Below are 22683 nucleotides of genomic sequence, written 5' to 3' on the forward strand. Positions count from 1 at the left end.
ACTGATGTCAGCTTGTCGGCACAGTACGTACTGAAGAGAGTGCTCCAGATGTTCCTCGTCGTCTGGGCCGCCTACACGCTCGTCTTCGCGATCCTGTGGGTGATCCCGGGCGATCCCCTGGAGATCATCGTCGCCAAGCAGGACATGGACATCGCGTCCCTCTCGCCCGACGAGATCGCCGTGCTGAAACAGCGGTACGGCCTCGACCGAGGCCCGGTCGGGCTCTACTTCTCGCTCCTCCTGGGTAGCCTCCGGGGCGACTTCGGCACGTCGTTCGTCCGCCAGGTGCCCGTCCTCCCGCTGATCGCGGAGAAGGCCACCGGGACCATCCAGCTCAGCCTCTTCGCCCTCGTGCTGGTCGTCGTCTTCGGGGTGTCGATCGCCTACCTGGCGAACGTCGTCCAATGGCCGCCCCTCAAATGGGTGCTGCGCCGCCTACCGGCTCTCGGCGTTTCCGTTCCCTCCTTCTGGGTCGGCCTGTTGCTCATCCAGGTGTTCTCCTTCGACCTCGGATGGTTTCCCTCGATGGGGGACGACCGGACGTGGCGGACGCTCGCGCTCCCCGCGTTGACGATGTCCGTGGGCCCCAGCGCCGTGCTGGCACAGGTGCTCGACAAGGGGCTGCAGAACGTGCTCGCACAGCCGCACATGGTGACCGCCCGGGCCATCGGGCTGTCCAGGGGGCAGGCCCAGTTCAGGCACGCGCTGCGCAACGCCTGCCTACCGGCACTCACCACGTTGGGCCTGCTCTTCGGCGAGACCGTGACCGCCTCGATCGTGGTCGAGACGGTCTTCACCCGCAACGGCATCGGGCAACTCGTGCAGCAGGCCGTCCTCAACCAGGACGTGCCGGTCGTGCAGGGCATCGTGGTGCTGGCGTCCGCGGTGTTCGTGCTGATCAACCTGTTGGTGGACCTTCTCTATCCCCTGCTGGACAAGAGGATCTCGGTCGAGACGAGGAGCGCCTGATGTCGGTTCGAACTCTCGGTGACGCGCCGGGCGACGAAGTGGCGAGCCCGGAACCCGGGGCCGTGGGCGGGAGCCCCGACGGCGCGGGCAGCCCCGTCGCCGGCGAGGTGGCCAGGCGTCCCGCCGGTGCCCGCCGCGTGGTCAGGCATCTGGACATCATCGTCGCCGGGACGTTCCTCGCCCTCGTCCTCCTGACAGCGGTCGCACCGCAACTGTTCGCGACCCAGGACCCGTATCTGACCGCCCCGATCGATCGGCTCCGGCCACCCGGCGCGGAGCACTGGTTCGGCACGGACGCCCTCGGACGCGACCTCTACTCGCGCGTCATCCACGCCTCGAGCCTCACCCTCAAGGCCGCGCTCCTGGCGGTCGGCATCGCGCTCGTGGTCGGCCTGCTGACCGGCGTCCTGGCAGGTTTCGCGGGCGGTCTGCTCGACAGCATCCTCATGCGCGCGATCGACGTCTTCCTCGCGATTCCGGGCCTGTTGCTGTCGCTGGTGATCATCACGACGCTGGGGTTCGGGACGCTGCCGATCGCGACCGCCATCGGCGTGTCGATGGTCCCCATCTTCGCCCGCACGACGCGGGCCGAGGTGCTGCGCGTCCGGACGCTGCCCTACATCGATGCCGCGAGGACGTCGGGGGCCTCATGGGGTCGCGTCCTGTTCAGGCACATCCTCCCCAACTCCTGGGAACCCGTCGCCAGCCTCGCCGTCCTCGAGTTCGGCAAGTCGATCATGGCCGTGGCGGCGCTGAGCTTCCTCGGGTTCGGCGCCCAGCCGCCGCTGGCCGAATGGGGGACGCTGATCTCGGAGGGGCGTGAATACCTGATGACCGCCCCATGGGTCTCGCTACTGCCGGGATTCTTCGTCGTCCTGGTGGTGCTGTCCACCCACACACTCGGAAAGTTCTTCGAACGGAGCAGCCGATGACCGCCGAGAACCTCGCCGACGACGTCCTGCTGGAGGTCCGGAATCTGGGGATCTCGTACCAGACCCGGTCGAGACGACGCATTCCGGCGACCCGCGGCGTGTCCTTCCGGCTGCGACGAGGGGAAACTCTTGCCGTCGTCGGGGAATCGGGGTCCGGCAAGTCGACGCTCGTCAACGCCCTGCTCGGCCTGCTCCCGGCGAACGCGACGCTGGAGAGCGGGCACATCCTCATCGAGGACGAGGAGGTCACCATGGCCTCCGACCGCCAGTGGTGCAGGCTCCGCGGATCGGTGGTCGGATTCATCCCGCAGGATCCCGCGCTCGGACTCGACCCGACGCTCACGGTGGGCGCCCAGCTGAACGAGGCCGTGCGCCTCCACGGAACCCGTGACTCCCCGCGCGTGGCCGAGGCGTCCCTCGCCCTGATGCGCAGCGCGGCCATCGACAATCCCGAGCTGCGCATCCGCCAGTACCCCCACCAGTTGTCGGGTGGCTTGCGCCAACGAGTCCTGATCGCACTCGCGCTGGCGGGAGGGCCCCGGCTGATCCTCGCGGACGAGCCGACCAGCGCGTTGGACGTCACCGTGCAGAAGCGGATTCTCGACCACCTGGACACCCTGGTGCGCGACGGTGAGTTCACCCTGCTCCTGGTCACCCACGACCTCGGGGTCGCCGCCGAACGCGCCAGCCGGATCCTCGTCATGCAGGACGGCCGGGTGGTGGAGGAGGGTCCGTCCGATCAGATCCTGTCCGCGCCGCGGGAGGCGTACACCAGGCAGCTGATCTCGTCGGTTCCGAGGCTCGCCATCGCCGACCGCGTCCGTCCCCGGGATGCCGCGTCCCGGGGGACCGAACCGGTCGGGTCCCCGCTCCTCCGGTTCGACAACGTCTCGAAGGTGTTCCGGACGAGCGGCACCGGATGGACGGCCGGTCTGCGCGACAAGTTCCGGCGCACGCCCCCCGGGCACTCGCAGAACGTGATCCACGCACTGGACGACGTGTCGTTGCGCGTCGACGCGGGGCGCACTTTCGGGCTGGTGGGAGAGTCGGGCTCGGGCAAGAGCACCACGCTGCGGATCGCGGCCGGCCTGGAACGAGCGGACTCGGGCTCGGTGACGTTCGCGGGCACCGACATCACCTCGTTGCCGGAGAAGCACCTGCGACCGCTGCGAACACGCTTCCAGCTCATCCAGCAGAACCCGCACTCGGCGATGGATCCCAAGTTCACGATCATGGAATCGATCTGCGAGCCACTCGTGTGCCACGACGTCGGTGACCGGCGGACGCAGCGCGCGATCGTCCTGGAGTTCCTCGATCGCGTCGCCCTGCCGACCTCGGTGCTCGACAGGCATCCCCACGAGCTGTCCGGCGGTCAGCTCCAGCGCGCCGCCATCGCACGAGCCCTCGTCCTCAAACCCGATCTGGTCTGCCTCGACGAGCCGGTCTCCGCTCTCGACGTCTCGGTCCAGGCCCAGATCCTCGATCTGCTCCGGGAGCTGCAGGACGACCTCGGGGTGGCGTACCTGTTCGTCTCCCACGACCTCGCCGTCGTCGCCCAGCTGGCCCACGAGGTCGCCGTCATGAGCAAAGGGGTCCTTGTCGAATCCGGTAGCCTCGCCGAGGTCTTCGACGACCCTCGCACGCCCTACACCAAGGAGCTGCTCGCCGCGGCACCCCCCGACCTTCCCGCGCTCGGCCTGGCCGCGGGACGATGAGCGAGCCGACGATCAGCCGCGCGTGCGTGGCACGCGCGTTGCGCCTACTGGGACGGTTCGTGCTGACACCGTTCGAGCAGACGTCGTGGGCCGGGTGCTGGGCCGCACTGACCGCGGGCGGTCTGGTCGTGGACGACAACGATCCGGCCGTCGGCGTCACGACCGAGGACGCCGACTGTCTGGCGGCCGAGCACGAGGCCCTGTTCTTCGGCACCAGGTTTCCCTGCCTGGAGCTGTGGGAGTCGTGCTACCTGACCGACGAGGGTGACGAACCCAGGCTGCTGGGGCGCCGCACCGAAAGGGTTCTGGGTGCTTATCACCGCCGAGGGCTCGTCCCCGATCCCGCCTTCGGACAGCCGGGCGACCACTGGGGGATCGAGGCCCTGTTCGCCGCGCACCTGCTGGAGCACGGCGGAGCCCATGACTTCGTGGCCGGCCATCTCCGGCCGTTCACCCGGCGCTTCACGAGCGCACTCACCGACCACACCGTGCTGCCTCGGTATCGGGCCCTGGCCACGGCCATGGCTCTCGCCGTCGACGCTGCCGCCTCGCTCCGTGACTCCCCGGGCGACGACCGTGCGGGCCGGTCGGAGGTCGCCGACGGTTTCGTCGCGGCCGAGGGCGGGTGGGAAGCGCCCGTGCGCATCACCATGGCCTGCGGTCTGAACAACGGCGGCTTCCGCAATCCCATCAGAGTGCTGACCCGGCACGGATGCGTGCTCGGGGTCGAGCCCGGCGACCAGGCGGACGACCCGACCGCGCTGCCGAACATCGCGATCGACTTCGACTACCACAACACGTTCCTGTCCGGGCAACGGCTGCGCTACCCGCTCAGGCGAGTGGGCGCGCGGGGGGAGGGAAGGTTCGAGCGGATCTCATGGGACGAGGCGGTCTCGCTCATCGCCTCCGGGACGCGGCGCATCAGGGAGGAGTACGGTCCCGCGGCTCGCTACGTGAACTACGCCACCGGTCAGAGCGCGGTGGCCAGGGGCAGCCTCATGGCCCAGGGGCTGCTCGCCCTCGACGGGGGTCATCTCGGCTCCTACAACTCCTACAGCGCCGCATGCACCGCCTTCGCGACGAAATACACCTACGGCACGGGACTGTCCGGGAACACACCCGACGACTATCCGAACTCGAAACTCATCATCCTGTGGGGCCACAATCCGGTCGAGACCGGCTACGGCACCGGAACGAGCCAGTGGCTGCGCCGAGCCCACGACGCCGGCACGATCATCGTCGCCGTCGATCCCCGGATGAGCGACTCGGCGCGAGAGCTCGCCGACCACTGGATCCCCCTGCGCCCGACGACCGACAGTGCCCTGGCCGACGCCATGGCCCACACCATCGTCTCCGAGGGTCTCCACGACCAGGCGTTCATGGACACGTACTGCATGGGCTTCGACGCGGCTCACATGCCGGCCGGCTACGAGGGCGAGGAGGACTACCTGTCCTACCTGTACGGCAGGCGCGACGGCATCGCCAAGACCCCCGCCTGGGCCGAGCCCATCACGGGCGTCCCGGCGGCGACGATCGAATGGCTGGCGCGGCTGTATGCGACCTCGAAGCCGGCCGCGCTCCTTCAGGGGCTGGGGCCGCAGCGCCACGGCAACGGGGAGCAGACCGTCCGCTCGAGCTTCGTCCTGCCCTGTCTGACGGGCAACATCGGCATACCCGGCGGGACGGCCGCGGGTGTCGGTGGCACCCGGACCCACGCCACCCCGCCGCCGATCGGCGCACAGCAGAACCCCTACCCCGGGAAGATCCCGGTGTTCCTGTGGACGCGCGCGATCACCGACGGCTCCGCCATGACCAGCACGCACGACGGCGTCCAGGGGGTCGACCGGCTGGAGACCCCGATCAAGCTCATCGTCAACCTCGCGGGCAACACGCTGATCAACCAGCATGCCGACATCAACGAGACCGCCAGAATCCTGCGGGACGACAGCGCATGCGAGCTGATCGTCACCTCCGACCTCTTCATGACCCCCAGCGCGCTCTTCAGCGACATCGTCCTGCCCGGAGCGTCCATCTTCGAGTCGGACAACATCGGAACCCCGTGGCGTCCCGGCGACTATCTCATCGCCTCCACCAAGTGCGTCGAGCCGGTCTTCGAGTCGAGGTTCGAGTACGACTGGCTCGCCGAGGTGGCTCGCGAACTGGGCGTCCATGACGAGTTCACCGACGGCGGCAAGACGCTGCCCGAACGACTCCGGGACTCCTACGAGAAAGCTCGGCTGAGCGAGCCCGACCTGCCCGACTACGCGTCCTTCCGGACGATGGGGCTGTTCAAACACGCTTCCACCAGGTCGTACGTCGCCTTCAGGGAACAGATCGAGGACTTCGAGCATCACCGGTTCCCGACACCGAGCGGCAAGATCGAGATCTTCTCACCCGCACTCCAAGCGCTCGGGAACCCTCGGGAGATCCCCGCCATCCCCAAATACGTGCCCAGTTTCGAAGGGCCCCAGGACGAGGCCGTCCAGCGGTTCCCCTACCAACTCATCGGCTGGCACACGAAACGCAGGACGCATTCGACGCTGGACACCAGCCCCCGGCTGGAACGACTCGAACCGCACAGGCTGTGGATGCACCCGGCCGATGCCGCGGTGATCGGGGTTCACGACGAGGAAGAGGCCGAGGTGTTCAACGATCGTGGGACCATCCGCGTGCGGGTCATGGTGACCACCCGCATCATGCGGGGCGTCGTCGGGCTCGCCCAGGGTGCCTGGTACCGCCCGGACGCCCGCGGCGTCGACACGCGGGGAAACATCAACACCCTCGCGACCCAGAGGCCGACTCCCCTGGCGAAGGGGAATCCCCAGCATTCCAATCTCGTCGCGATCCGCAGGGCCTGACCATGGGCGTGGATGATGCCGGTCTGGTCCCGGGCGTCGGGCTCGTCGAGCTGGGCCGGTTGCTGGACTCCGGGCGGGTCTCGCTCCGAGAGGTTCACGACTTCTACGCGAGCCGGATCGACCGGTACGACCCCCTCCTGGGCGCTTTCGTCCACCGGGACGAGGAGGCGACCGCGCGAGAGTTGCGCCGCGCCGAAGGCCTTCGCACACGAGGACGCGAGTACCCCCCGTTCACCGGTCTGCCGATCGGTCTGAAGGACCTCCACGAGGTGCGTGGCCAGCCCTCCCGGCGCGCCTCGCTGGCCGTCGAGTCGAGTGTGGCGACACGGGACGATCCCTTTGCCGCCGGCCTGCGCGCCCAGGGCTTCGTCTTCATGGGACGCACCGCCTCCCCCGAACTCGGTATCGCTCCGGTCACCGAGAGCCCGCTCCACGGCATCACCCGCAACCCCTGGAACCCCGAGCGCAGCCCCGCCGGATCCAGCGGGGGCTCGGCAGCCGCCGTTGCCGCAGGGCTGGTTCCCATGGCCACCGGCACGGACTCGGGTGGTTCCATCAGGATGCCGGCGGCGGCCACGGGCCTGGTCGGGCTCACTGCGACACCGGGACGCCTGCCGGGTGGACGGCAGGGAGTCGTCAACGTGGTCCCCGGGTTCCTGACGCGCACCGTCAGGGACACCCGGGCACTCTTCGAGGCTTTCGGGGACGCTCCTGCCCGGCACGGTGCCGATCCCGGTTCCCCGGGCACCCCGGATCCTCCTCTCGCGGGGCTGCGGGTCGGCCTTCTGGTCCGGTCCCCCCTGTCGGGGGTCGTCGTCGATCCCCAGGTCGCTGCCGCGGCCCGGGACGTCGCCCGGACACTCGCCGCACTGGGCGCCGACGTGCACGAGTTGGGGCCGGCGTTCCTGGAGTACGACGAGGTGCTCGGGCTACGCGCCGTCCTGGACGCGACGTCGTTACGCATGTCCCCGGTGACCTGGCCGGACCGCCTCCAGCCGTTCCTCCGAGCGCTGTGGGACAGCTACGAGGAATACACGCTCGTCGACTACGCCAGGGCGTCCGAACGGGTACAGGCCGCCTCGCGCCGGATCGCCTCCCACTGGCGGAGGGACTTCGATGTGCTGGTGAGCCCGACCCTTGCCGCGAGAGCTCCCGAGGTGGGCGAGACGTTGCGGGCTGCCAACGACTCGCTCGACCACGTGCGGGCGTTCTCCCCCTATCTCGCCTTCACCGGTTGGGTGAACACCGTGGGCCTGCCCGCCATCTCGTTGCCGACGCACGTCGACTCCGAGGGGATGCCGATAGGCGTCCAACTGGTCGGCGATCGCGGTTCCGACGGGGAACTGATGCGCCTCGCGTCGGCGCTGGAGGCCGAATACCACTGGGAGGCGCGATTCCCGGCGGCGTTCGTCCCCTGAGGCACTCGCCCCGGAAGCACAGGCACATCACAGCAGGAGCACAGCGATCGGAGACAAGGAAATGGCGCTTTCGCAGCGATATGTCACAGGCTGGCAGGAGTGGCACGACAACCGGATAAAGGACCTGAATCGCCCCTACGGCTGGTTGTCGGTCGTGAGCCAGGACTGGCTGACCGAGGCGGAGCCCTTCACCTCCGAGTTCGTTCCCGGGCAGTGGCTGCTCCGGGACGAGGACATCTACTACTATCCCGACGAGGAGCGCACGGCGCACGGGGATCTCCTGACCGTCGACGGCAAGGAGGCGCGTACCCCGATCCACATTCCGCACGGGTACAACAGCAACTCGGGCACCGGCTCGAGCGTCCCTCTCTTCTACAAGGACCTCGAGGTCGAGACGATCACGCGGGTGAACGCCCAGGGCGAGAAGATCCACGCGGTTCGGGTGAGGGATCCACGCGAGGCGGCCCGGAAGGGCTTCGCCGACATCGAGACGTTCCCGTTGAGCGAGGAGTGGATCGTCCCCGCCACTTTCCTGGCCGCCGAGATCCGTTCGCACGACGTGCCCACCGTGGAGGACGGCATCTACGAGACGAACTTCGCGATCGGCAGCATCGGGCTTCGCCTGAACGGTCGCAGGTTCGACCTCGGCGTGTTCGGCCACCGTGCAGGAAGCCTGGACACCGGCTATTTCAGCAATTCGGTCTACGTCCACATCGGCGACCTGACCAACGGGAGAGAGACGTACGGAGGTGGTCGGCTCATCGAGCTCGATCCTGAAAGGCTCGACGAGATCACCGAACTCGACTTCAATCGCGCGGTGTCCTTCCCCTGCTCCCTGTCGACCTTTGTCGCGTGCCCCGTCACGCCCGCGGGCAACAGACTCCCCTTCCGGGTGACGGCCGGCGAGTACGTTCCCCCGGTCAGCTTCGAGCGGGTAGCGACCTACAAGGGGTAACGGCCCGGGGGTCGCTGGGCACAGACAACGAGCCGAGCGGGCGGCCCGCGTGAGGCCCAGGTCGTCCGGCGGCGTGTCCTAACGGAGGAGTTCCCTGAGCATCTGCGCGACGATCGAGAAAGACCACAGGACGGGCACCCCACAATCTGCCCGTACTCGTTCGGCGATCTCCTCGTCGTAGTCGAGGCAATCCATGAGCACCAACGTGGGAGCGGCCGACCTCATCTCCGCGATGGCCGCGGCCACGTGAGACTCGTCCGCGTTGGGCAGCAACGGCACCGTGACGACTTCGCGTCCCGGGGCCGACCAGCGTTCGCGGAAATGCTCGCGCTGTTCCGCCAGAGGCACGAGGACACCGAGGCGCCCCGTCGGCAGGACGGAGTCGACAGTGGCCCCGACCAGATGCGCGGGCAGGACCACCAGGCCTGGCGAGGTGACGCCGGGAAAGTCCGCGGCGCAGAAGAGAGTCGTGACGTCGCAGCCCTCTGCCTGGAGTCCGCCGATCAACTCGGCCGCCCGGGCCTCGACATAGGTCTTGGAGATCTTCCTTCCGGACTCGTCGGGAAGGTGCCCCCGCTCGCTCGGGGGAACGAATGCGATGAGCGTGTCCGCGTCGTCCTTTGGTGCGAGCCGCTCCACGGCCGGCCCGTCGAGGCCGTCGAGAGCGCCGCGGCACACGATCCGGGCGTTCACGGGCAGCAGTGCCTCCCGAATCCGCGCGATCACGTCCGGACGGTCGGACCATCCGATGAGGACGAGCCCCAGCCCGCGGGTCACGCCTTCTCCCCCTGCGTGCCGGACGCACCCGGGAAGCCGTCGAGAGCACGCAGCACGAAGTCGATCAGCAGAGGAAGATCGAACACGGGCAGGGAGAAGGTCTCGCGTATGTACTGGGCATGCGCGGGGAAGCAGGTGCACTCGAACACCAGCGCGCCCACAGCCGGGTGGTCGTCGAGCAACTCACGGACGGCGGCGTGAAGTTCGGCCCGGATCCGGTTCTGATCCATCACGGTCTGAAGATTGTGGATGACGCTGTGGAAGTGCTCCTTGTCCTCCAGGCCCTTGACCACGATCCCGGGAAGGCCCCAGGCGCCGACGGGCGCGAGCATCCGTTCATCGATGTCGGACGAGCACGCCGTGAGGACGGCGATCTCCCGGTCGGGAGGGACGATGCGCCGGACGAGCGGCAGGACGAGCAGCGCGGACGACAGCGTGGGAACGCCACTGTGCTCGGCGATCTCCTGCTGGAACTGGGCGAGGAAGCCGCAGCTGCCGCTCACCAGATCGACGCCGCGGTCCCCGAGTTCGTCCGCCGCGTCCGCGACAGCCTCCCGGGCCCACTGATCACCTCGCTGGAGAGCGGAGAAGCTCGTCAGCGGCGCGATCGCACGTTCCGTGACGGCGCCGGCCGGTACAGGCGTGTCGTCTGGGCCGACCCACACCCGCGCGATCCAGTCGAGATCGAGTACACCGAGCGTCCGGGCGCCGCCGAACAGCTCAGCGCTGCCGGGCATGTTGTCGATGGTCGTCATCGCGATGCTTCCTGTCGCTGTCAGAACTCGTTGAGGGTCTCCAGGGCGTGGTGGTGCCGGTACTCCTGCCGGACCAGACCCCTGCGACGCAACTCGGGAACGGTGTGCTGGGCAAAACTCGCAGCCAGGTCGAGCGCGTCCGACGACGGCGGGAGACCAAGGAGGAAGCCGTCCACATCCGTGTCCACCGCGATCTCCGTGAGCAGGTCAGCAGCGTCGGCTCCGGCGTCGGCACCCGACCAGCGCGACACCGTGAGTTCGAGGAAGACCTTGCCCCAGCGCCAGGCCCCGAGGCGCGGCCGCGGCCTGGACGCCTGGCGCGAGGCCGCGGCCGGATCTGCCCAGACGACCACGTCGGTGGCGGTCACCGGCCCGTCGTCATCACCCTCGGCCAGGGGCACAAGCCTGTCGGTGAACAGTACGGACGAGCCGGCTGCCCGCGCATCGCAGGCGAACCCGACGTGGTGGTACTGGGCACCCAGGTATCCCGTCAGAGCCGACCGGTCGAAGTCGTCCAGATCGAGCACCAGGAAGTCGAGCGTGGCGTCCTCGGCGAGTTGGGTGACCTTCACGAGCCGGGCGAGCCGATCGCGACGCTGCATCGCCTGTGCCTGCCGAAGGCGGCCGGCGGGCAGCGTGGAACCGACCGCGGGGGTTGACCTGGACCCGAGTCTCCACGCCAGGTGGAAGGGTCCTCGTGTGGTCATGGTCTCGTCCTTGGTCGATCGATACGGTCCGCTTGTAGGTGGATCATAGATCCTCTCCCCGGCCCCCCACACGTGCAGAACCCCTAACCTGAGAAGACCTGGTCCACCGGTAGCCAGACGCGCATCGGCCCGACCGCTCGTTCGCCCCACGCGTGATAGGGAACGCTCGTCAGCCCGACGGCCTCACCGACCGGCCGGGCTCCCGGATCCCCGGCCGCCGCGATCTCCCGATAGGGCCACTCCGCACCGGACGCAGGCCGCCGGACCCCGTCCAGCCTGACCCTCGCCGAGCCGTCGGGATGGGTGCCGTCCAGCCTCGGCCGGGCACCGGGAAGGACGAAACATTCCTCCAGACCCGGATTGTCGATCTCCTCGAACGCCTGGACCAACGGCCCGACCTCGACCGCGACCGCCGCCCGGGCCGCGTCCAGCCGGGAGTCGGCCGCGATCAGCCGTGGCGCGACGCTCCAGCTGAGGTCGACGGCATCGCCCTCGTGCCAGGCGCCCTCGACGAGCGCCCAGCCGTCGGCCACCGACACGCGACGGCCCGGCGCCTCGACCTCGACCCCCGAGGCCCACCCGGGCACCCGGAGCCGTAGCGTCCACTCATCCACGCCGCCGCCCGTGACGACCGCGCGCACCCCTCCGCCGTGCGGGTGGTCGGTGTCGATCCGCACGTGCCCCCAACCCGTGTCGACGGTCGAGGACGCGTAGCCCACCAGCCACAGCCCGCTCTCGTCGGCAGCCGCCAGGTAGGCGGCGGCGCTGGCCAGGAGCCGCATCACGTTCGGCGGGCAGCAGGCGCAGTCGAACCATGCCCGCCGCCCGTTGGCCGGGCTCCGCCCGTCGTGGGCCAGCGCCCCGGAGCGCAGTTCGAGGGGGTTGACGTAGAGATACCGATCGCCGCTCGCCGAGACCCCGCTCAGCACCGCGTTGTACAGCACCCGTTCGATGGCGTCGCCGTAGCTCGCCTCCCCGGTGGCGAGGAACAGGCGCCACGCCCACTGCACCAGCCCGATCGCCGCGCACGTCTCGGCGTACGCCCGGTCGGACGGCAGCTCGAAGGCGTCCCCGAACGCCTCCTGCTCCCAGCGGGCTCCTATTCCCCCCGTGAGATAGGTACGGCTCGCCCACATCGCGGTGAACTGCGACCGCAGCACATCGAGCAGAACGGTGTCGCCGGTCTCGACCGCGACATCGGTCGCGCCGGCGGCAAGATAGACCGCGCGGACCGCGTGTCCTTCGATCGATTCCTGGTCCCGGACCGGCACCCGATCGCAGAAGTACGAACTCTCGAACTCGTGGAAGGTGATCCGGCCCGAGCCACGGGAGTCGACCATCCACCGGGCCAGGTCCAGGTACCGACGCCGGCCGGTCTCACGGTAGAGCTCCACCAGGGCGGTCTCTACCTCCGGATGACCGTCCAGGCGTTCGTCGCGCCCGGGGCCGAACCGCTCACCGAGGTGGTCGGCGAGGCGCACCGCCACGGGTAGCAGTTCGTCCGCGCCGCCTGCCCGGTGTTGCGCTATCGCCGCCTGGATCAGATGCCCGGCGACGTAGTGCTCGTGGCTCCACGTCAGGTCGGCGTAGGCGTCGTCGGTCATCGTGTCGAGATATCCGTCCGCGTGTTGCGCGGCCGCGACCAGACTCCCGATGCGCGACTGATCCCCGACCGGGTGACCCGACCGGCGGCTCTCCCACGCGGCGGCCTCCAGCCATTTGTACGCGTCCGAATCCGCGAATCGCGGTCCCCTGGGGACGAGCCCCTGGGCGCCGGCGGCCCTGCGGAAGTTGTCGAGCACACCCGAGGTCTCGAGTTCGCGTCGTCCGGCGGGAATGCCGTTGCGGGCACTGGCCCGCTGGCGTTCGGCCAGCAGGCCGCCGGTGATGGTGACCTCGCCCAGCCCGAGGGGACGCAGCCCACCCAGCGCATCCGGGCTCGGCACCACCGGCGAGATCGGCCGCCGCTCAGGCATGCCCTGCCGCCCACTGCTCCAACCCCGCGGCATCGATCGGCAGCGCGGCGGTCAGCACCTCCGCACCGGCGTCGGTCACCAGGACGTCGTCCTCGATGCGGACACCGATTCCGCGCAACTCGGGCGGCACCGTCAGGTCGTGTGCGTGGAAGTACAGGCCCGGCTCCACGGTGTGCACCATTCCCGGCTCCATCAGCGATCCCACGTAGTCCCGGCTGGCGGCCTTCGAGCAGTCGTGCACGTCCAGGCCGAGGTGGTGACCGATGCCGCAGATCAGCCACCGGCGGTGATGCTGGCCCAACGGCGACAGTGCCTCGTCCACCGACACCGGCAGCAGGCCCCAGTCGTGCAACCCGTTCGCCAGCACCTCCATGCAGGCGTGGTGGAACGCCGTCCACGCCGCCCCCGGATGCACCGCCGCCAGGCCCGCGCGCTGGGAGGCCTCCACGAGATCGTGCACCTGACGCTGCGCCGGGCTGAACGTCCCGCCCGCCGGGAAGGTGCGGGTCACGTCGGCGGTGTAGAAGGTCTCCGCCTCGACGCCCGCGTCCAGCAGGATCAGGTCGTCCGCGGTGATCGCGCCGTCACACCTCGTCCAGTGGAGAATCGGGCCGTGCCGGCCCGCAGCGACGATACTGGCGTAGCCGGGCCCGTGGCCCAGGGTGCGCGCCGTCCGGTCGAAGGTTCCCTGCAACCAGCGCTCGCCGCCGCTCTCGATCGCCGTGCCCATCTCGGAGGCGACCGCCCCGAATCCCACCACGGACGCGTCCACGGCCTGCCGTAGCTGCCCGATCTCGAAGGCGTCCTTGATCCTGCGCAGGCGCGAGATCTCGGTGCCCAGTTCGGCCGAGATCGGCAGGCCGTCCACGGGACCGGGGTTCACCGGTGACCCGGCGGCCAGCACGCCCGATGCGGGCAGCACCGGCAGACCGTCGAGGGGCTTCACCTCGATCTGCAGGGCCGCCGACCATTCGGCCAGCGAGGGGATCGGCCCGACCCACAGCTCGGAGCGCTCACGTTCCGACAGATACCCGCGATCGGACGCGGTGACCGGTTCGGGAAGATACAGCACCGCGTCATGCCCGCCCGGAGCCGGAGTCATCACGAGCACCGCGTCCTTCGCCGCGCACCCGGTCAGCCACACGAAATCGGAGTCGGGGCGAAAGGCGTAGTAGGCATCGTCGTTGCGGACGGGTGGCGTTCCGGCCGACACCACGATCACCGCGCCGGGGAACGCCTCCCCGAGCGCACGCCGATGACCGGCGACCGACTCCGCGAGCCCGTCGGGCAGGTCGGGCGACCGGTCGACCGGAGCCCAACCCTGCCCGACGTCCCTCACGAAATCGGGGATGTCGACCAACCTCGGCAGGATCTCGCGCGGTTGGGGCGCGGGCAGTGGACGGTCATGGAGATGCATCAGCGGGGGCCTCCTTCGTTGTCGACCAATTGGAACAATCGTGGGAGCACGCCGCCCGAGTGCAGGCCGTCGTGTTCGAACTCGTTGGTGACCCATGCCTGCAGGTTCCCCACGAGTGCGGCCGTCTCCAGCGACAGCCCGACATCGACGTACATGTCGTCGGCATAGACGGCCGCCGCCACCGGCACCTCGTTGTCACGTAGCCGATCCAGGTCGTACAGGGACGTCCAGTCGGTGTGTTCGGCCAGAGCGCGCGCGGCGGGGGCGAAGGGCCGCAGCGCGCTGACCTCGTCGAGCATCCAGGGGAACATCATCTCCCCCGTGAACAGCAGCGGCCGCGCCTCTTCGGCGAACTGGGGGTGACGATCACGCTCTGCTTGCGCCGCCCACCGCGTCGCCGTCCCCGGCATGCCGTAGATCGACTCCTGCAACACCATGAACAAAGGCCGGTCGCGCAGGGACGACAGCGTCATGACCTGGTCGCGGAAGGTGTCGGTCAACGGGCCTCCCGGTTCGCCTCCTGCCCACGCCTCGTCGACGAGCCAGTGCAGGCGCAGGGAGCCCGGTCGCATGCCCAGGTCGATACCCAGGGATTGGAAGCGGCGGACGGTCAGCCTGTCGCCGTCCGGGAGCCGGACGTCCTCGGCCTCCAACTGGTCGGCCAGGGCCGCGACGCGATCGCGGTCGTCCGGGAAACGCTCGTAGAACCTGCCGGTCCGGTCCACCATCTTCGGATAGGTGCGCCGGTAGACCTCACCGGCGTCCGGCCGAACCGACGCGAGTCCGCCCGCCACATAGCAGGCCGACAGCGCCTCGGGTGCCTTCGACAGGTACTCCAGCGTGATGAACCCCCCGAAGCTCTGCCCGAGGGTGGCCCACCGGCGATCGCCGTACTCGGACGAACGGAGGGCCTCGAGATCGGCCACGATCGAGTCGGCTCGATAGCACGCGAGCAGCCGGGCACCGTCACGGGGCGACAGATCCGCGACGTCGCTGCCCTGTAGCCGCCCGCTGCGCCCGGTTCCCCGCTGATCGACCAGGATCACGCGGAACCGCTCCAACGCGGTCGGCAGCCATCCGTCCTGACCGGTCGGACGAGGAGACTTGCCGCCCGGCCCACCCTGCAGGTACACCAGCAGCGGCAGGTCCTCGCCGGCACGCCGTGCCGAGACGACCTCGCGGGCGAAGACCGTGGTGCTGCGTCCCCCCGGCTCGCTCCAGTCCACCGGAACCTGGATGGAGCGGTCGGTGAACGTCATGCCCCCGGCCGTGTATCGCGAATGTATCATCGCACTCTCACTCGTGGATCGATCGCGACGTAGAGCACGTCGACGATCAGGTTGCCGACAACGATGAACACCCCGCCGAGCAGGACGACCCCGATGATGATGGGGCGGTCGTTGGAGGCCACCGACTGGACCGCGAGCTGGCCGATGCCCTGGAGGCCGAACACCTGCTCGATGACGATCGCCCCGCCCAGGAGCACCGCGATGTCGTTGCCGAGTTGCGTCGTCAGCGGCGTCAGCGTCGAGCGCATCGCGTGCTTGTAGATCACCTGGCGTTCGGTCAGCCCCTTGGCCCTGGCCGTGCGTATGTAGTCCTCGCCGAGCACGTCGAGCAGCTGCCCGCGGGTCAGCCTCGCGTACACCGCCGCCGTGACCAGAGCGAGGGTGAACCACGGCAGGACGAGGTGCCACGCCCACTGCACCGGGTCGTCGGAGAACGGTACGTATCCGCCGGGCGGGAACAGCGTGAACCCGTTCTTCCGGGGGAGGAAGTACAGCGTGTACAACAGCACCATGCCGAGCACGAACGTCGGGAAGCTCAGGCCCACCAGCGTGACCATCTGGCCGAGGCGGTCCCCGATGCTGCCCGGGCGCCGGGCGGAGAAGACCCCGATCGGCACACCCATCGCCAGCCACATCACGACGCCCCCGATGATCAACGAGATCGTCGCGGGCAGACGCGCGGCTATCAGTTGGGCGACCGGTAGCTGGTTGCGGTAGGAGAAGCCCAGGTTGCCCTGCAGTGCGTTGCCGAGGAACTTCAGGTACTGCTGCCAGATGGGCAGGTCGAGTCCGAGGTTGCGGCGGATGAGCTCCAGGGTCTCCTCGGTCGCCTTGTCGCCGGCGATCATGCGGGCCGGGTCGCCGGGCGCGACGTAGAACAGGGCGAACACGAACACGCTCAGCGCGAGCAACACCAGCACTCCGAAGCCCAGGCGCTTCATGACGAACCGGATCATGCCGAGACCTTCTTCCCCGCGGCGGCCATCTTGGCGAACCGTCGTGCCGCCGCCCTGCTCGAGACCCGCGAGGCCTTCGGGTCGAGGGCATCCCGAAGGGAGTCGCCCAGGACGTTGAAACTCAATGTGCTGAACAGCAGCGCGAGCCCCGGGAACAGCACGAGCCACGGGGCCGCCAGATACACCGAGGACGCCGAGGCGTCGGCGAGCATGCCTCCCCAGCTGGCCGCCGGGGGCACGATGCCCAGGCCGAGGAACGACAGGGTCGCCTCGAACACGATCGCCGAGGGGATCATCATCGTGGTGTAGATCGTGATCGTCACCGCGAGGTTGGGCAGCACGTCGACCACCATCATCGACAGGAGCCCCGCACCGAGCGAGCGGGACGCCTCGATGAACTCCCGCTGCCTCAGCGACAGCACCTGACCACGGATGATGCGCGCGAGACTCGCCCAGCTGAAGAAGATGATGACGCTCACGCTCAGCGTCAGCGACGCTCCGAACACGGACACGATCGCCAGGGCGCACAGCAGGAAGGGGACGCTCATCACCAGGTCGATGAGCCGGGACAGCACGGTGTCCACCCATCCGCCGACGAAGCCTGCGACCGTGCCGACGATCACGGCGATTACCGAGGCGGCCAACGAGGCCAACACGCCGACCAGGAGGGACACCCGCGCTCCGTAGGCGAGGCGCACCAGGACGTCCCGCCCGAGGTGGTCGGTGCCGAGCAGGAACTCACGGGACGGGCCGACCGGCAGCCCCGCCGGGGTGAGCCCCGTGTCGCGGAACTGCTCGGCCTCGCCGTGGCCGGTCCACTGCGCGACGAGCGGTGCGGCGAGCGCGAACGCGATCAGCGCGAGGATGAACAAGCTCGCCACCACGCTGGCGGGATCGCGGCGCAGGCGTCGCCACGTGAGCGCCAGCGCGCCGCGTCCCGTCACCTCGATCGCGCTCATGCCCGCTCTCCCGCCTGCACGAGCAGTTTCCTCGGTGTGCCGGGGTCGCGGAGTGTGGCATGCATGCTCGCCTCCAGGAGTCGTCGAGTGAACGGATGGTGTGGATGGTCGTGGACCTGCGCGGCGTCGCCGAGCTCGACGATCTGGCCCGCGTCCATCACGGCGATCCGGTCGGAGATGTGCCGGACCACCGCCAGATCGTGCGAGATGAACAGGTAGGACAGCCCGAACTCAGCCTGAAGTTCCTTCATCAGGTTGAGCACCTGCGCCTGGACCGAGACGTCGAGCGCGGACACGGGCTCGTCACAGATGATGAGGGACGGATTCAGTGCCAGTGCCCGGGCGATGCCGATGCGCTGGCGCTCCCCGCCCGAGAACTCCCCGGGAAAGCGGTTGTAGTGCTCGGGCTTGAGCCCGACCACCTCCATCAGGTGCTGCACGAGGCGGCGCCGCTCGTCCCCGAACGCCAGATGGTGGATCCGGAACGGGTCGCCGATGATCGCTCCCACGCGCCGGCGGGGATTGAGCGAGCCGATCGGGTCCTGGAACACGATCTGCACCTCCTTGCGCAGCTGATGCCACTGCCGCGCGCCAAGGGTCGACAGGTCGTGCCCCGCGAGCCGCACTGTGCCCGCGTCCATCGGCTGGAGCCCGGCGATCACTCGTGCGAGGGTGGACTTCCCGCAACCCGACTCCCCCACCAGCCCGACGGTCTCCCCGGTGTGGACGACCAGGTCGATCCCCTTGAGCACCTCCCTGGGGGGCTGACGCCGCAGCGTCCCGCGCTGCGCGAAGCTGACGCGGACCCCGCTGACCTCCACGATCGGTGTGTTGCGCAGCAGATCGTCGGCCACGGGACGGGTGAGCCCCGGCGTCGGCACCTGCTCGCCCGTCCGGCTCGGCAGCGGTGCGGGCTCCTCGGACAGCACCGCCGGGCGCTCCAACCAGCAGGTCGCCTCGCCACCGTCGTCGTACACGCGCACGGGCGGACGCTCGAACCGGCACCGCTCCATCACCATCCGGCAACGGTCCGCGAACACGCATCCCTCCGCCACGTCCAGCAGGCTGGGCGGGCGTCCCGGGATGGCCACCAGCGGCTCTCCGGGCACTCCCCGCGAGGGGGAGGACGCGAGCAACCCGGCGGTGTACGGGTGGGCCGGCTGGCGGAAGAGTGCCTCGCTGCGGCCGGTCTCCATGCGGTTGCCCGCGTAGAGAACCATGAGGTCGTCGGCCACCGTCGCCATCAGCCCGAGGTCGTGGCTGATCATCACGATCGTCGTTCCGAGTTCGTGACGCATCTCGTCGAGCAGCTCGATGATCTGGTGCTGGACGGTGACGTCCAGTGCGGTGGTCGGCTCGTCGGCGATCACCAGCTGGGGGTGACAGATCAGCGCCATCGCGATCATCACCCGTTGTCTCATGCCACCGGAGAACTGGTGGGGGTAGGCGGAGAACGCCTGGTCGGGTTGGATGCCGACGCGCGTCAGCATCTCGGCGGTACGCCGCTGGGCCTCGCGGGCCGGCACCTTCTCGTGCGCCTGGATGGCCTCGACGATCTGGGCGCCGACCTTGTAGAAGGGGTGGAGCGTCGACAGCGGGTCCTGGAAGATCATCCCGATCTGGGAACCACGCTTGCGGCGCAGCTCCTCGGGACTGAGGGCGAGAAGGTCCTCGCCGTCGAGCAGGGCACGCCCGGTGACCGACGCCCCCGGCAGCAGACCGGTGATGGCCTGCGTCAGCACCGACTTGCCCGAGCCCGACTCACCGACGATCCCGAACAGCGTGCCCGCCTCGACCGAGAAACTGATGTCCTGAGCGGCGTGGATGATCCCATCCTCCGTCGGGATCTGGATGCTGAGATGCTCGACGTCCAGCAACGCCATTGACGACCTCCTGAGTTCGTGGGTCGCCGGCGGGGAGCGCGATGCTCCCCGCCGGCCGGGATCGATCAGCGGGAGATGCTGACGTTCGTCCAGTCACCCTGGACGCCCAGCGCCCACGGCTTGAAGTTCTCCACCGCGGTCGAGTGATACAGAATCACCTTGGGGGCCGCGACCGAGATGATCGGGGCATCGGCCATGACCGCCTCGTCAACCTGGTGCCACAGGTCTGCGACCTTGTCAGGATCGGTCTCCTGCAGCGCCTGAGCGGCCAGCGCGTTGGCCTGTTCGTTGTTGTAGTCGACGTAGTTGTAGGTCTGGGCAGTCCCGGTGAAGGTGAACTGCGGCTGGAAGACCGAGCGCGCCGAACCACCCGCCCAGTCGGGCGTCCAGCCGACCGGGGCGATGTCCCAAGCGCCGGATGCCGTGTTCTCACGGTTGGTCATGAACTTCGAGTAGTAGTCGGCCGGCGTCACCGGGATCAGTTCGACCGTGATGCCCGCCTTGGCCAGGCTCGCCTGGATCGTCTGGGCGATGGCCGGTTCGGCGTTCTGCGTGCGATACGGCATCTTGAGGGTCAGACCGTCGGGGTAGCCCGCCTCGGCGAGCAGTTCCTTGGCCTTCTCCGGGTCGCCCGCGGAGTCGGTCGAGGGGTACGGGTCGAACTCCTCGTAGCCGAGGACGCCGGGGCCGAAGATGCCGTTGTTGACCGCCGCCACGTCCGGGCCACCGAGCTGCTGCACGACCGCTGCCTTGTCCACGGCGTAGTTCAGAGCCTGACGAACCTTGAGGTCCTTCAAGGCCCCGTTGTTGTTGTCGGTCTTGGTGTTGATCCAGATGAAGGGGTTGACCTGTCCCGACGTCAGGGTGAACAGGTTCGGGTCGTTCACGGCCGTGAGCTGCTGCAGGATCGCCGAGGGGATCGTGATGTCGAAGGTCATGTCGGCATCGCCGGACTGCAGTTGCTGCATCGCGGCATCGGCGCTCACCCCGAAGGTGATCTCGATGCTGTCCACATTGGCCGAGCGCAGCGGGTCGGACTCGGGCTTCCACGCCTCGTTGCGGACCAGGGTCATCGACTGATCGGCCACGTGCTCGGAGATCGTGTAGGGACCCGACGAGATGAAGTTCTCCCGCCACTCCGGCGAATCGGGCACGTAGTCGAGCGACTCCACCGCGACCGGGCTCACAGCCGGCAGCGACACCATGTAGATGAAGTCGCTGGCCGGTTCCGTGAGCGTGATCACGAGCTTGGTCGGGTCGGAGCTGTCGATGCCGGAGATGTCGTGGGACTCCATGTACTCCTTCATCGGCGCGGCCTCGGGGGACACCTCCTGGAAGGCCTCGCAGTACTCGTCCATGCCCTCGATGAGCGTCTGGAAGTAGCCCAGTGACGCCGCAGGAATCGAAGGATTGCACAGTTTCTCGAAGCCACGGGCGATATCGGCCGAGGTGATCTGCCGGGCGCCGGAGGGAGCGTCGAACTGTGCGCCCTCACGGATGGTGAAGGTGTAGACCAGCCCGTCGTCGGTCGGGGTCGGCACCTCGGTGGCCAGGTCGCCCTGGGCCACGATCCGCTCCGACTCGTCGGTGGAGGCCGCGTAGCTGATCAACTGCCGGGTGGTGGCGCGGAGCAGGTTGTTCGTCGACACCAGGGCGGCACTGGTCGGGTCGACATGGTCGACGTCCGCCGTGCCGACGATCTTGAGGACACCGCCGGTGGTGGCGGCTTCGGACGCGGAGTCGCCCGAATCGGACGAACCGGTACAGCCGGTGAGCAGCAGGATGGCCGACAGCGTCGCAGCGCCGAGCCACCGTGCCTTGTTCGGGTGGATCATGTGGGTTCCCTCCGGGAAACGAATGGATCAGTAATATGTTATAGACGACATTTCACTGAGCTTGAACGTCGGAAACATGACTGATACGTAAGTGTCACAAGATCGACTCAAACTACCGTTCTAATCCGCTCTGACTAGGTAATATCATCGGACGCAACTCTTCCTCACGCCGTCGCCACGACCATTTTCGTGGCTTCTGGACAGATCGGCAGACGAGTCCTGTAATATTTCACTCATGAGCCTGCCCGTGCCCGTCGAGCCACCAGCCATCACACGGCTGGGCACTCGGCGCACCCTTCGAGAGCAAGTCCTCCACGAGTTGTCCTCAGCCATCACGACGGGCCAGCTCGCCCCGGGAGAGATGGTGAGCGTCCCCAGCCTCGCCGAACGGTTCAGCGTCTCGGCCACCCCCGTCCGTGAGGCGCTGCTCGACCTGGAGCACCGCGGTTTCGTCGAGGCCATCCGGAACAAGGGTTACCGGGTGACCGAGGTGAGCGAGCAGGACCTCATCGAGGTCGTCCAACTGCGGCGCTGGCTGGAGGTCGCCGCGATCCGCGAGGCAGCCGTGGTTTTTCCCGTCGCCGAGGCCGAGCGGTTCGCCACCCTGGCAACCGCCATCGTCGGCTACGCCGCGCAGGGCGATCTGTCCAACTATCTGGCCGCTGACTGGCGCTTTCACCGCGCACTGCTGGAGCTGACCGGAAACCACCGCCTCGTGAGCACCGTCCGGGAGCTCCGCCAGCAGAGCAGGATGGTCGGCCTGCGCAACATCGTCGGCACTCCCACGCTCCTGCGCTCCGCGGAGGAGCACCAGCACCTCGTCGACCTGCTCGTCGACGGGGCCGCCGAGGACGCCGCCGACCTTCTGCACAGCCACATCGGGCACGTCCTGGGCTGGTGGTCCGGACGACCGGAGCTCCCATGACCGGCTTGCGTCGCGTCGTCGTGATCGGCGCCGGGATCATGGGTGCGGCCTGCGCACGAGCGCTGGCCCAGGACGGCCACCAGGTGACCGTGCTCGAGCGCGGGGCGGTCGCCGGCCAGACCTCCAGCCACTGCGAGGGCAACCTGCTCGTGTCCGACAAGGGTCCGGGAATGGAACTCGAGCTCGCCAAAGCCGCCCGGGCGCGCTGGCCCCAGGTCGCGGCCGAACTCGCGGCCGAACTCGGCGAGCCCCTCGGTGACATCGAGTTCGAGCCCAAGGGCGGCCTGGTGGTCGCGACGACGGAGGCCGGTGGTGCGGCCCTGACCGGCTTCGCCGCCGAGCAGCGCGGCGCGGCAT

18 protein-coding genes are annotated in these 22683 nt (G+C 68.8%); 8 read left to right on the top strand and 10 right to left on the bottom strand.

Going from position 1 to position 22683, the window contains the following annotated elements:
• Window positions 1–12: 12 nt before the first annotated feature.
• The 6 genes from FB473_RS16665 (at window position 13) to FB473_RS16690 (ending at window position 8847) form a co-directional block, all read left to right on the top strand.
• The gene (locus FB473_RS16665; RefSeq protein WP_208390882.1) at window positions 13–969 is read left to right on the top strand and encodes an ABC transporter permease; all 957 of its coding nucleotides are present in this window, start codon (window positions 13–15) and stop codon (window positions 967–969) included.
• Window positions 969–1901, top strand: a complete 933-nt coding sequence (locus FB473_RS16670; protein ID WP_167171617.1) for an ABC transporter permease — start codon at window positions 969–971, stop codon at window positions 1899–1901. Before FB473_RS16665 ends, FB473_RS16670 begins: the two co-directional genes overlap by 1 nt.
• The gene (locus FB473_RS16675) at window positions 1898–3616 is read left to right on the top strand and encodes a dipeptide ABC transporter ATP-binding protein (RefSeq protein WP_167171621.1); all 1719 of its coding nucleotides are present in this window, start codon (window positions 1898–1900) and stop codon (window positions 3614–3616) included. The genes FB473_RS16670 and FB473_RS16675 overlap by 4 nt, the downstream gene beginning before the upstream one ends.
• Window positions 3613–6474: a DMSO/selenate family reductase complex A subunit gene (locus tag FB473_RS16680; protein WP_167171624.1), complete on the top strand. Its 2862-nt coding sequence runs from the start codon at window positions 3613–3615 to the stop codon at window positions 6472–6474. Before FB473_RS16675 ends, FB473_RS16680 begins: the two co-directional genes overlap by 4 nt.
• A gap of 2 nt (window positions 6475–6476) precedes the next feature.
• Window positions 6477–7892, top strand: coding sequence for an amidase (locus FB473_RS16685; RefSeq protein ID WP_167171627.1), 1416 nt, complete (start codon window positions 6477–6479; stop codon window positions 7890–7892).
• A 61-nt stretch (window positions 7893–7953) separates the two neighbouring features.
• Window positions 7954–8847 carry a DUF1684 domain-containing protein gene (locus FB473_RS16690; RefSeq protein ID WP_167171630.1) on the top strand — a complete coding sequence of 298 codons (894 nt, stop codon included), beginning with the start codon at window positions 7954–7956 and terminating at the stop codon, window positions 8845–8847.
• A gap of 78 nt (window positions 8848–8925) precedes the next feature.
• On the opposite strand, the gene FB473_RS16695 is transcribed toward FB473_RS16690, so the two are convergent.
• The 10 genes from FB473_RS16695 to FB473_RS16740 all read right to left on the bottom strand — a co-directional run bounded on the left by FB473_RS16695 (window position 8926) and on the right by FB473_RS16740 (window position 21401).
• On the bottom strand, window positions 8926–9624 hold the full coding sequence (locus FB473_RS16695) for an AroM family protein (protein WP_167171633.1): 699 nt from the start codon (window positions 9622–9624) through the stop codon (window positions 8926–8928).
• Entirely contained in the window at window positions 9621–10379 is a 759-nt protein-coding gene (locus FB473_RS16700) for an aspartate/glutamate racemase family protein (protein ID WP_167171642.1), read from the bottom strand. Before FB473_RS16700 ends, FB473_RS16695 begins: the two co-directional genes overlap by 4 nt.
• A 20-nt stretch (window positions 10380–10399) precedes the next feature.
• Window positions 10400–11086 carry a hypothetical protein gene (locus tag FB473_RS16705; RefSeq protein ID WP_167171645.1) on the bottom strand — a complete coding sequence of 229 codons (687 nt, stop codon included), beginning with the start codon at window positions 11084–11086 and terminating at the stop codon, window positions 10400–10402.
• Window positions 11087–11169: 83 nt separating this feature from the next.
• On the bottom strand, window positions 11170–13062 hold the full coding sequence (locus tag FB473_RS16710) for a glycoside hydrolase family 127 protein (RefSeq protein ID WP_167171648.1): 1893 nt from the start codon (window positions 13060–13062) through the stop codon (window positions 11170–11172).
• Window positions 13055–14479, bottom strand: a complete 1425-nt coding sequence (locus FB473_RS16715; RefSeq protein WP_167171652.1) for an aminopeptidase P family protein — start codon at window positions 14477–14479, stop codon at window positions 13055–13057. The genes FB473_RS16710 and FB473_RS16715 overlap by 8 nt, the downstream gene beginning before the upstream one ends.
• Window positions 14479–15768 carry an alpha/beta fold hydrolase gene (locus FB473_RS16720; RefSeq protein ID WP_167171655.1) on the bottom strand — a complete coding sequence of 430 codons (1290 nt, stop codon included), beginning with the start codon at window positions 15766–15768 and terminating at the stop codon, window positions 14479–14481. Before FB473_RS16720 ends, FB473_RS16715 begins: the two co-directional genes overlap by 1 nt.
• Entirely contained in the window at window positions 15765–16724 is a 960-nt protein-coding gene (locus FB473_RS16725) for an ABC transporter permease (RefSeq protein WP_167171658.1), read from the bottom strand. The genes FB473_RS16720 and FB473_RS16725 overlap by 4 nt, the downstream gene beginning before the upstream one ends.
• On the bottom strand, window positions 16721–17683 hold the full coding sequence (locus FB473_RS16730; RefSeq protein ID WP_167171660.1) for an ABC transporter permease: 963 nt from the start codon (window positions 17681–17683) through the stop codon (window positions 16721–16723). Before FB473_RS16730 ends, FB473_RS16725 begins: the two co-directional genes overlap by 4 nt.
• On the bottom strand, window positions 17680–19566 hold the full coding sequence (locus FB473_RS16735) for a dipeptide ABC transporter ATP-binding protein (RefSeq protein WP_167171662.1): 1887 nt from the start codon (window positions 19564–19566) through the stop codon (window positions 17680–17682). Before FB473_RS16735 ends, FB473_RS16730 begins: the two co-directional genes overlap by 4 nt.
• Window positions 19567–19631: 65 nt before the next feature.
• Window positions 19632–21401 carry an ABC transporter substrate-binding protein gene (locus FB473_RS16740; protein ID WP_167171663.1) on the bottom strand — a complete coding sequence of 590 codons (1770 nt, stop codon included), beginning with the start codon at window positions 21399–21401 and terminating at the stop codon, window positions 19632–19634.
• 235 nt (window positions 21402–21636) lie between these two features.
• Between FB473_RS16740 and FB473_RS16745 the strand changes: the two genes are divergently transcribed.
• Window positions 21637–22326: a GntR family transcriptional regulator gene (locus tag FB473_RS16745; RefSeq protein ID WP_167171666.1), complete on the top strand. Its 690-nt coding sequence runs from the start codon at window positions 21637–21639 to the stop codon at window positions 22324–22326.
• A partial coding sequence (locus FB473_RS16750) for an NAD(P)/FAD-dependent oxidoreductase (RefSeq protein ID WP_167171669.1) occupies window positions 22323–22683 on the top strand: 361 nt, incomplete at its 3' end. The genes FB473_RS16745 and FB473_RS16750, both read left to right, overlap by 4 nt.

Source organism: Brooklawnia cerclae (assembly GCF_011758645.1).
Classification (GTDB): Bacteria; Actinomycetota; Actinomycetes; order Propionibacteriales; family Propionibacteriaceae; genus Brooklawnia; species Brooklawnia cerclae.

Excerpts from the sequence above, each read along its gene's own strand:
- FB473_RS16670 (WP_167171617.1), top strand. The coding sequence starts at position 969 with ATGTCGGTTCGAACTCTCGGTGACGCGCCGGGCGACGAAGTGGCGAGC.
- FB473_RS16675 (WP_167171621.1), top strand. The coding sequence starts at position 1,898 with ATGACCGCCGAGAACCTCGCCGACGACGTCCTGCTGGAGGTCCGGAAT.
- FB473_RS16680 (WP_167171624.1), top strand. The coding sequence starts at position 3,613 with ATGAGCGAGCCGACGATCAGCCGCGCGTGCGTGGCACGCGCGTTGCGC.
- FB473_RS16685 (WP_167171627.1), top strand. The coding sequence starts at position 6,477 with ATGGGCGTGGATGATGCCGGTCTGGTCCCGGGCGTCGGGCTCGTCGAG.
- FB473_RS16690 (WP_167171630.1), top strand. The coding sequence starts at position 7,954 with ATGGCGCTTTCGCAGCGATATGTCACAGGCTGGCAGGAGTGGCACGAC.
- FB473_RS16700 (WP_167171642.1), bottom strand. The coding sequence starts at position 10,379 with ATGACGACCATCGACAACATGCCCGGCAGCGCTGAGCTGTTCGGCGGC.
- FB473_RS16705 (WP_167171645.1), bottom strand. The coding sequence starts at position 11,086 with ATGACCACACGAGGACCCTTCCACCTGGCGTGGAGACTCGGGTCCAGG.
- FB473_RS16710 (WP_167171648.1), bottom strand. The coding sequence starts at position 13,062 with ATGCCTGAGCGGCGGCCGATCTCGCCGGTGGTGCCGAGCCCGGATGCG.
- FB473_RS16715 (WP_167171652.1), bottom strand. The coding sequence starts at position 14,479 with ATGCATCTCCATGACCGTCCACTGCCCGCGCCCCAACCGCGCGAGATC.
- FB473_RS16720 (WP_167171655.1), bottom strand. The coding sequence starts at position 15,768 with ATGATACATTCGCGATACACGGCCGGGGGCATGACGTTCACCGACCGC.
- FB473_RS16725 (WP_167171658.1), bottom strand. The coding sequence starts at position 16,724 with ATGATCCGGTTCGTCATGAAGCGCCTGGGCTTCGGAGTGCTGGTGTTG.
- FB473_RS16730 (WP_167171660.1), bottom strand. The coding sequence starts at position 17,683 with ATGAGCGCGATCGAGGTGACGGGACGCGGCGCGCTGGCGCTCACGTGG.
- FB473_RS16735 (WP_167171662.1), bottom strand. The coding sequence starts at position 19,566 with ATGGCGTTGCTGGACGTCGAGCATCTCAGCATCCAGATCCCGACGGAG.
- FB473_RS16740 (WP_167171663.1), bottom strand. The coding sequence starts at position 21,401 with ATGATCCACCCGAACAAGGCACGGTGGCTCGGCGCTGCGACGCTGTCG.
- FB473_RS16745 (WP_167171666.1), top strand. The coding sequence starts at position 21,637 with ATGAGCCTGCCCGTGCCCGTCGAGCCACCAGCCATCACACGGCTGGGC.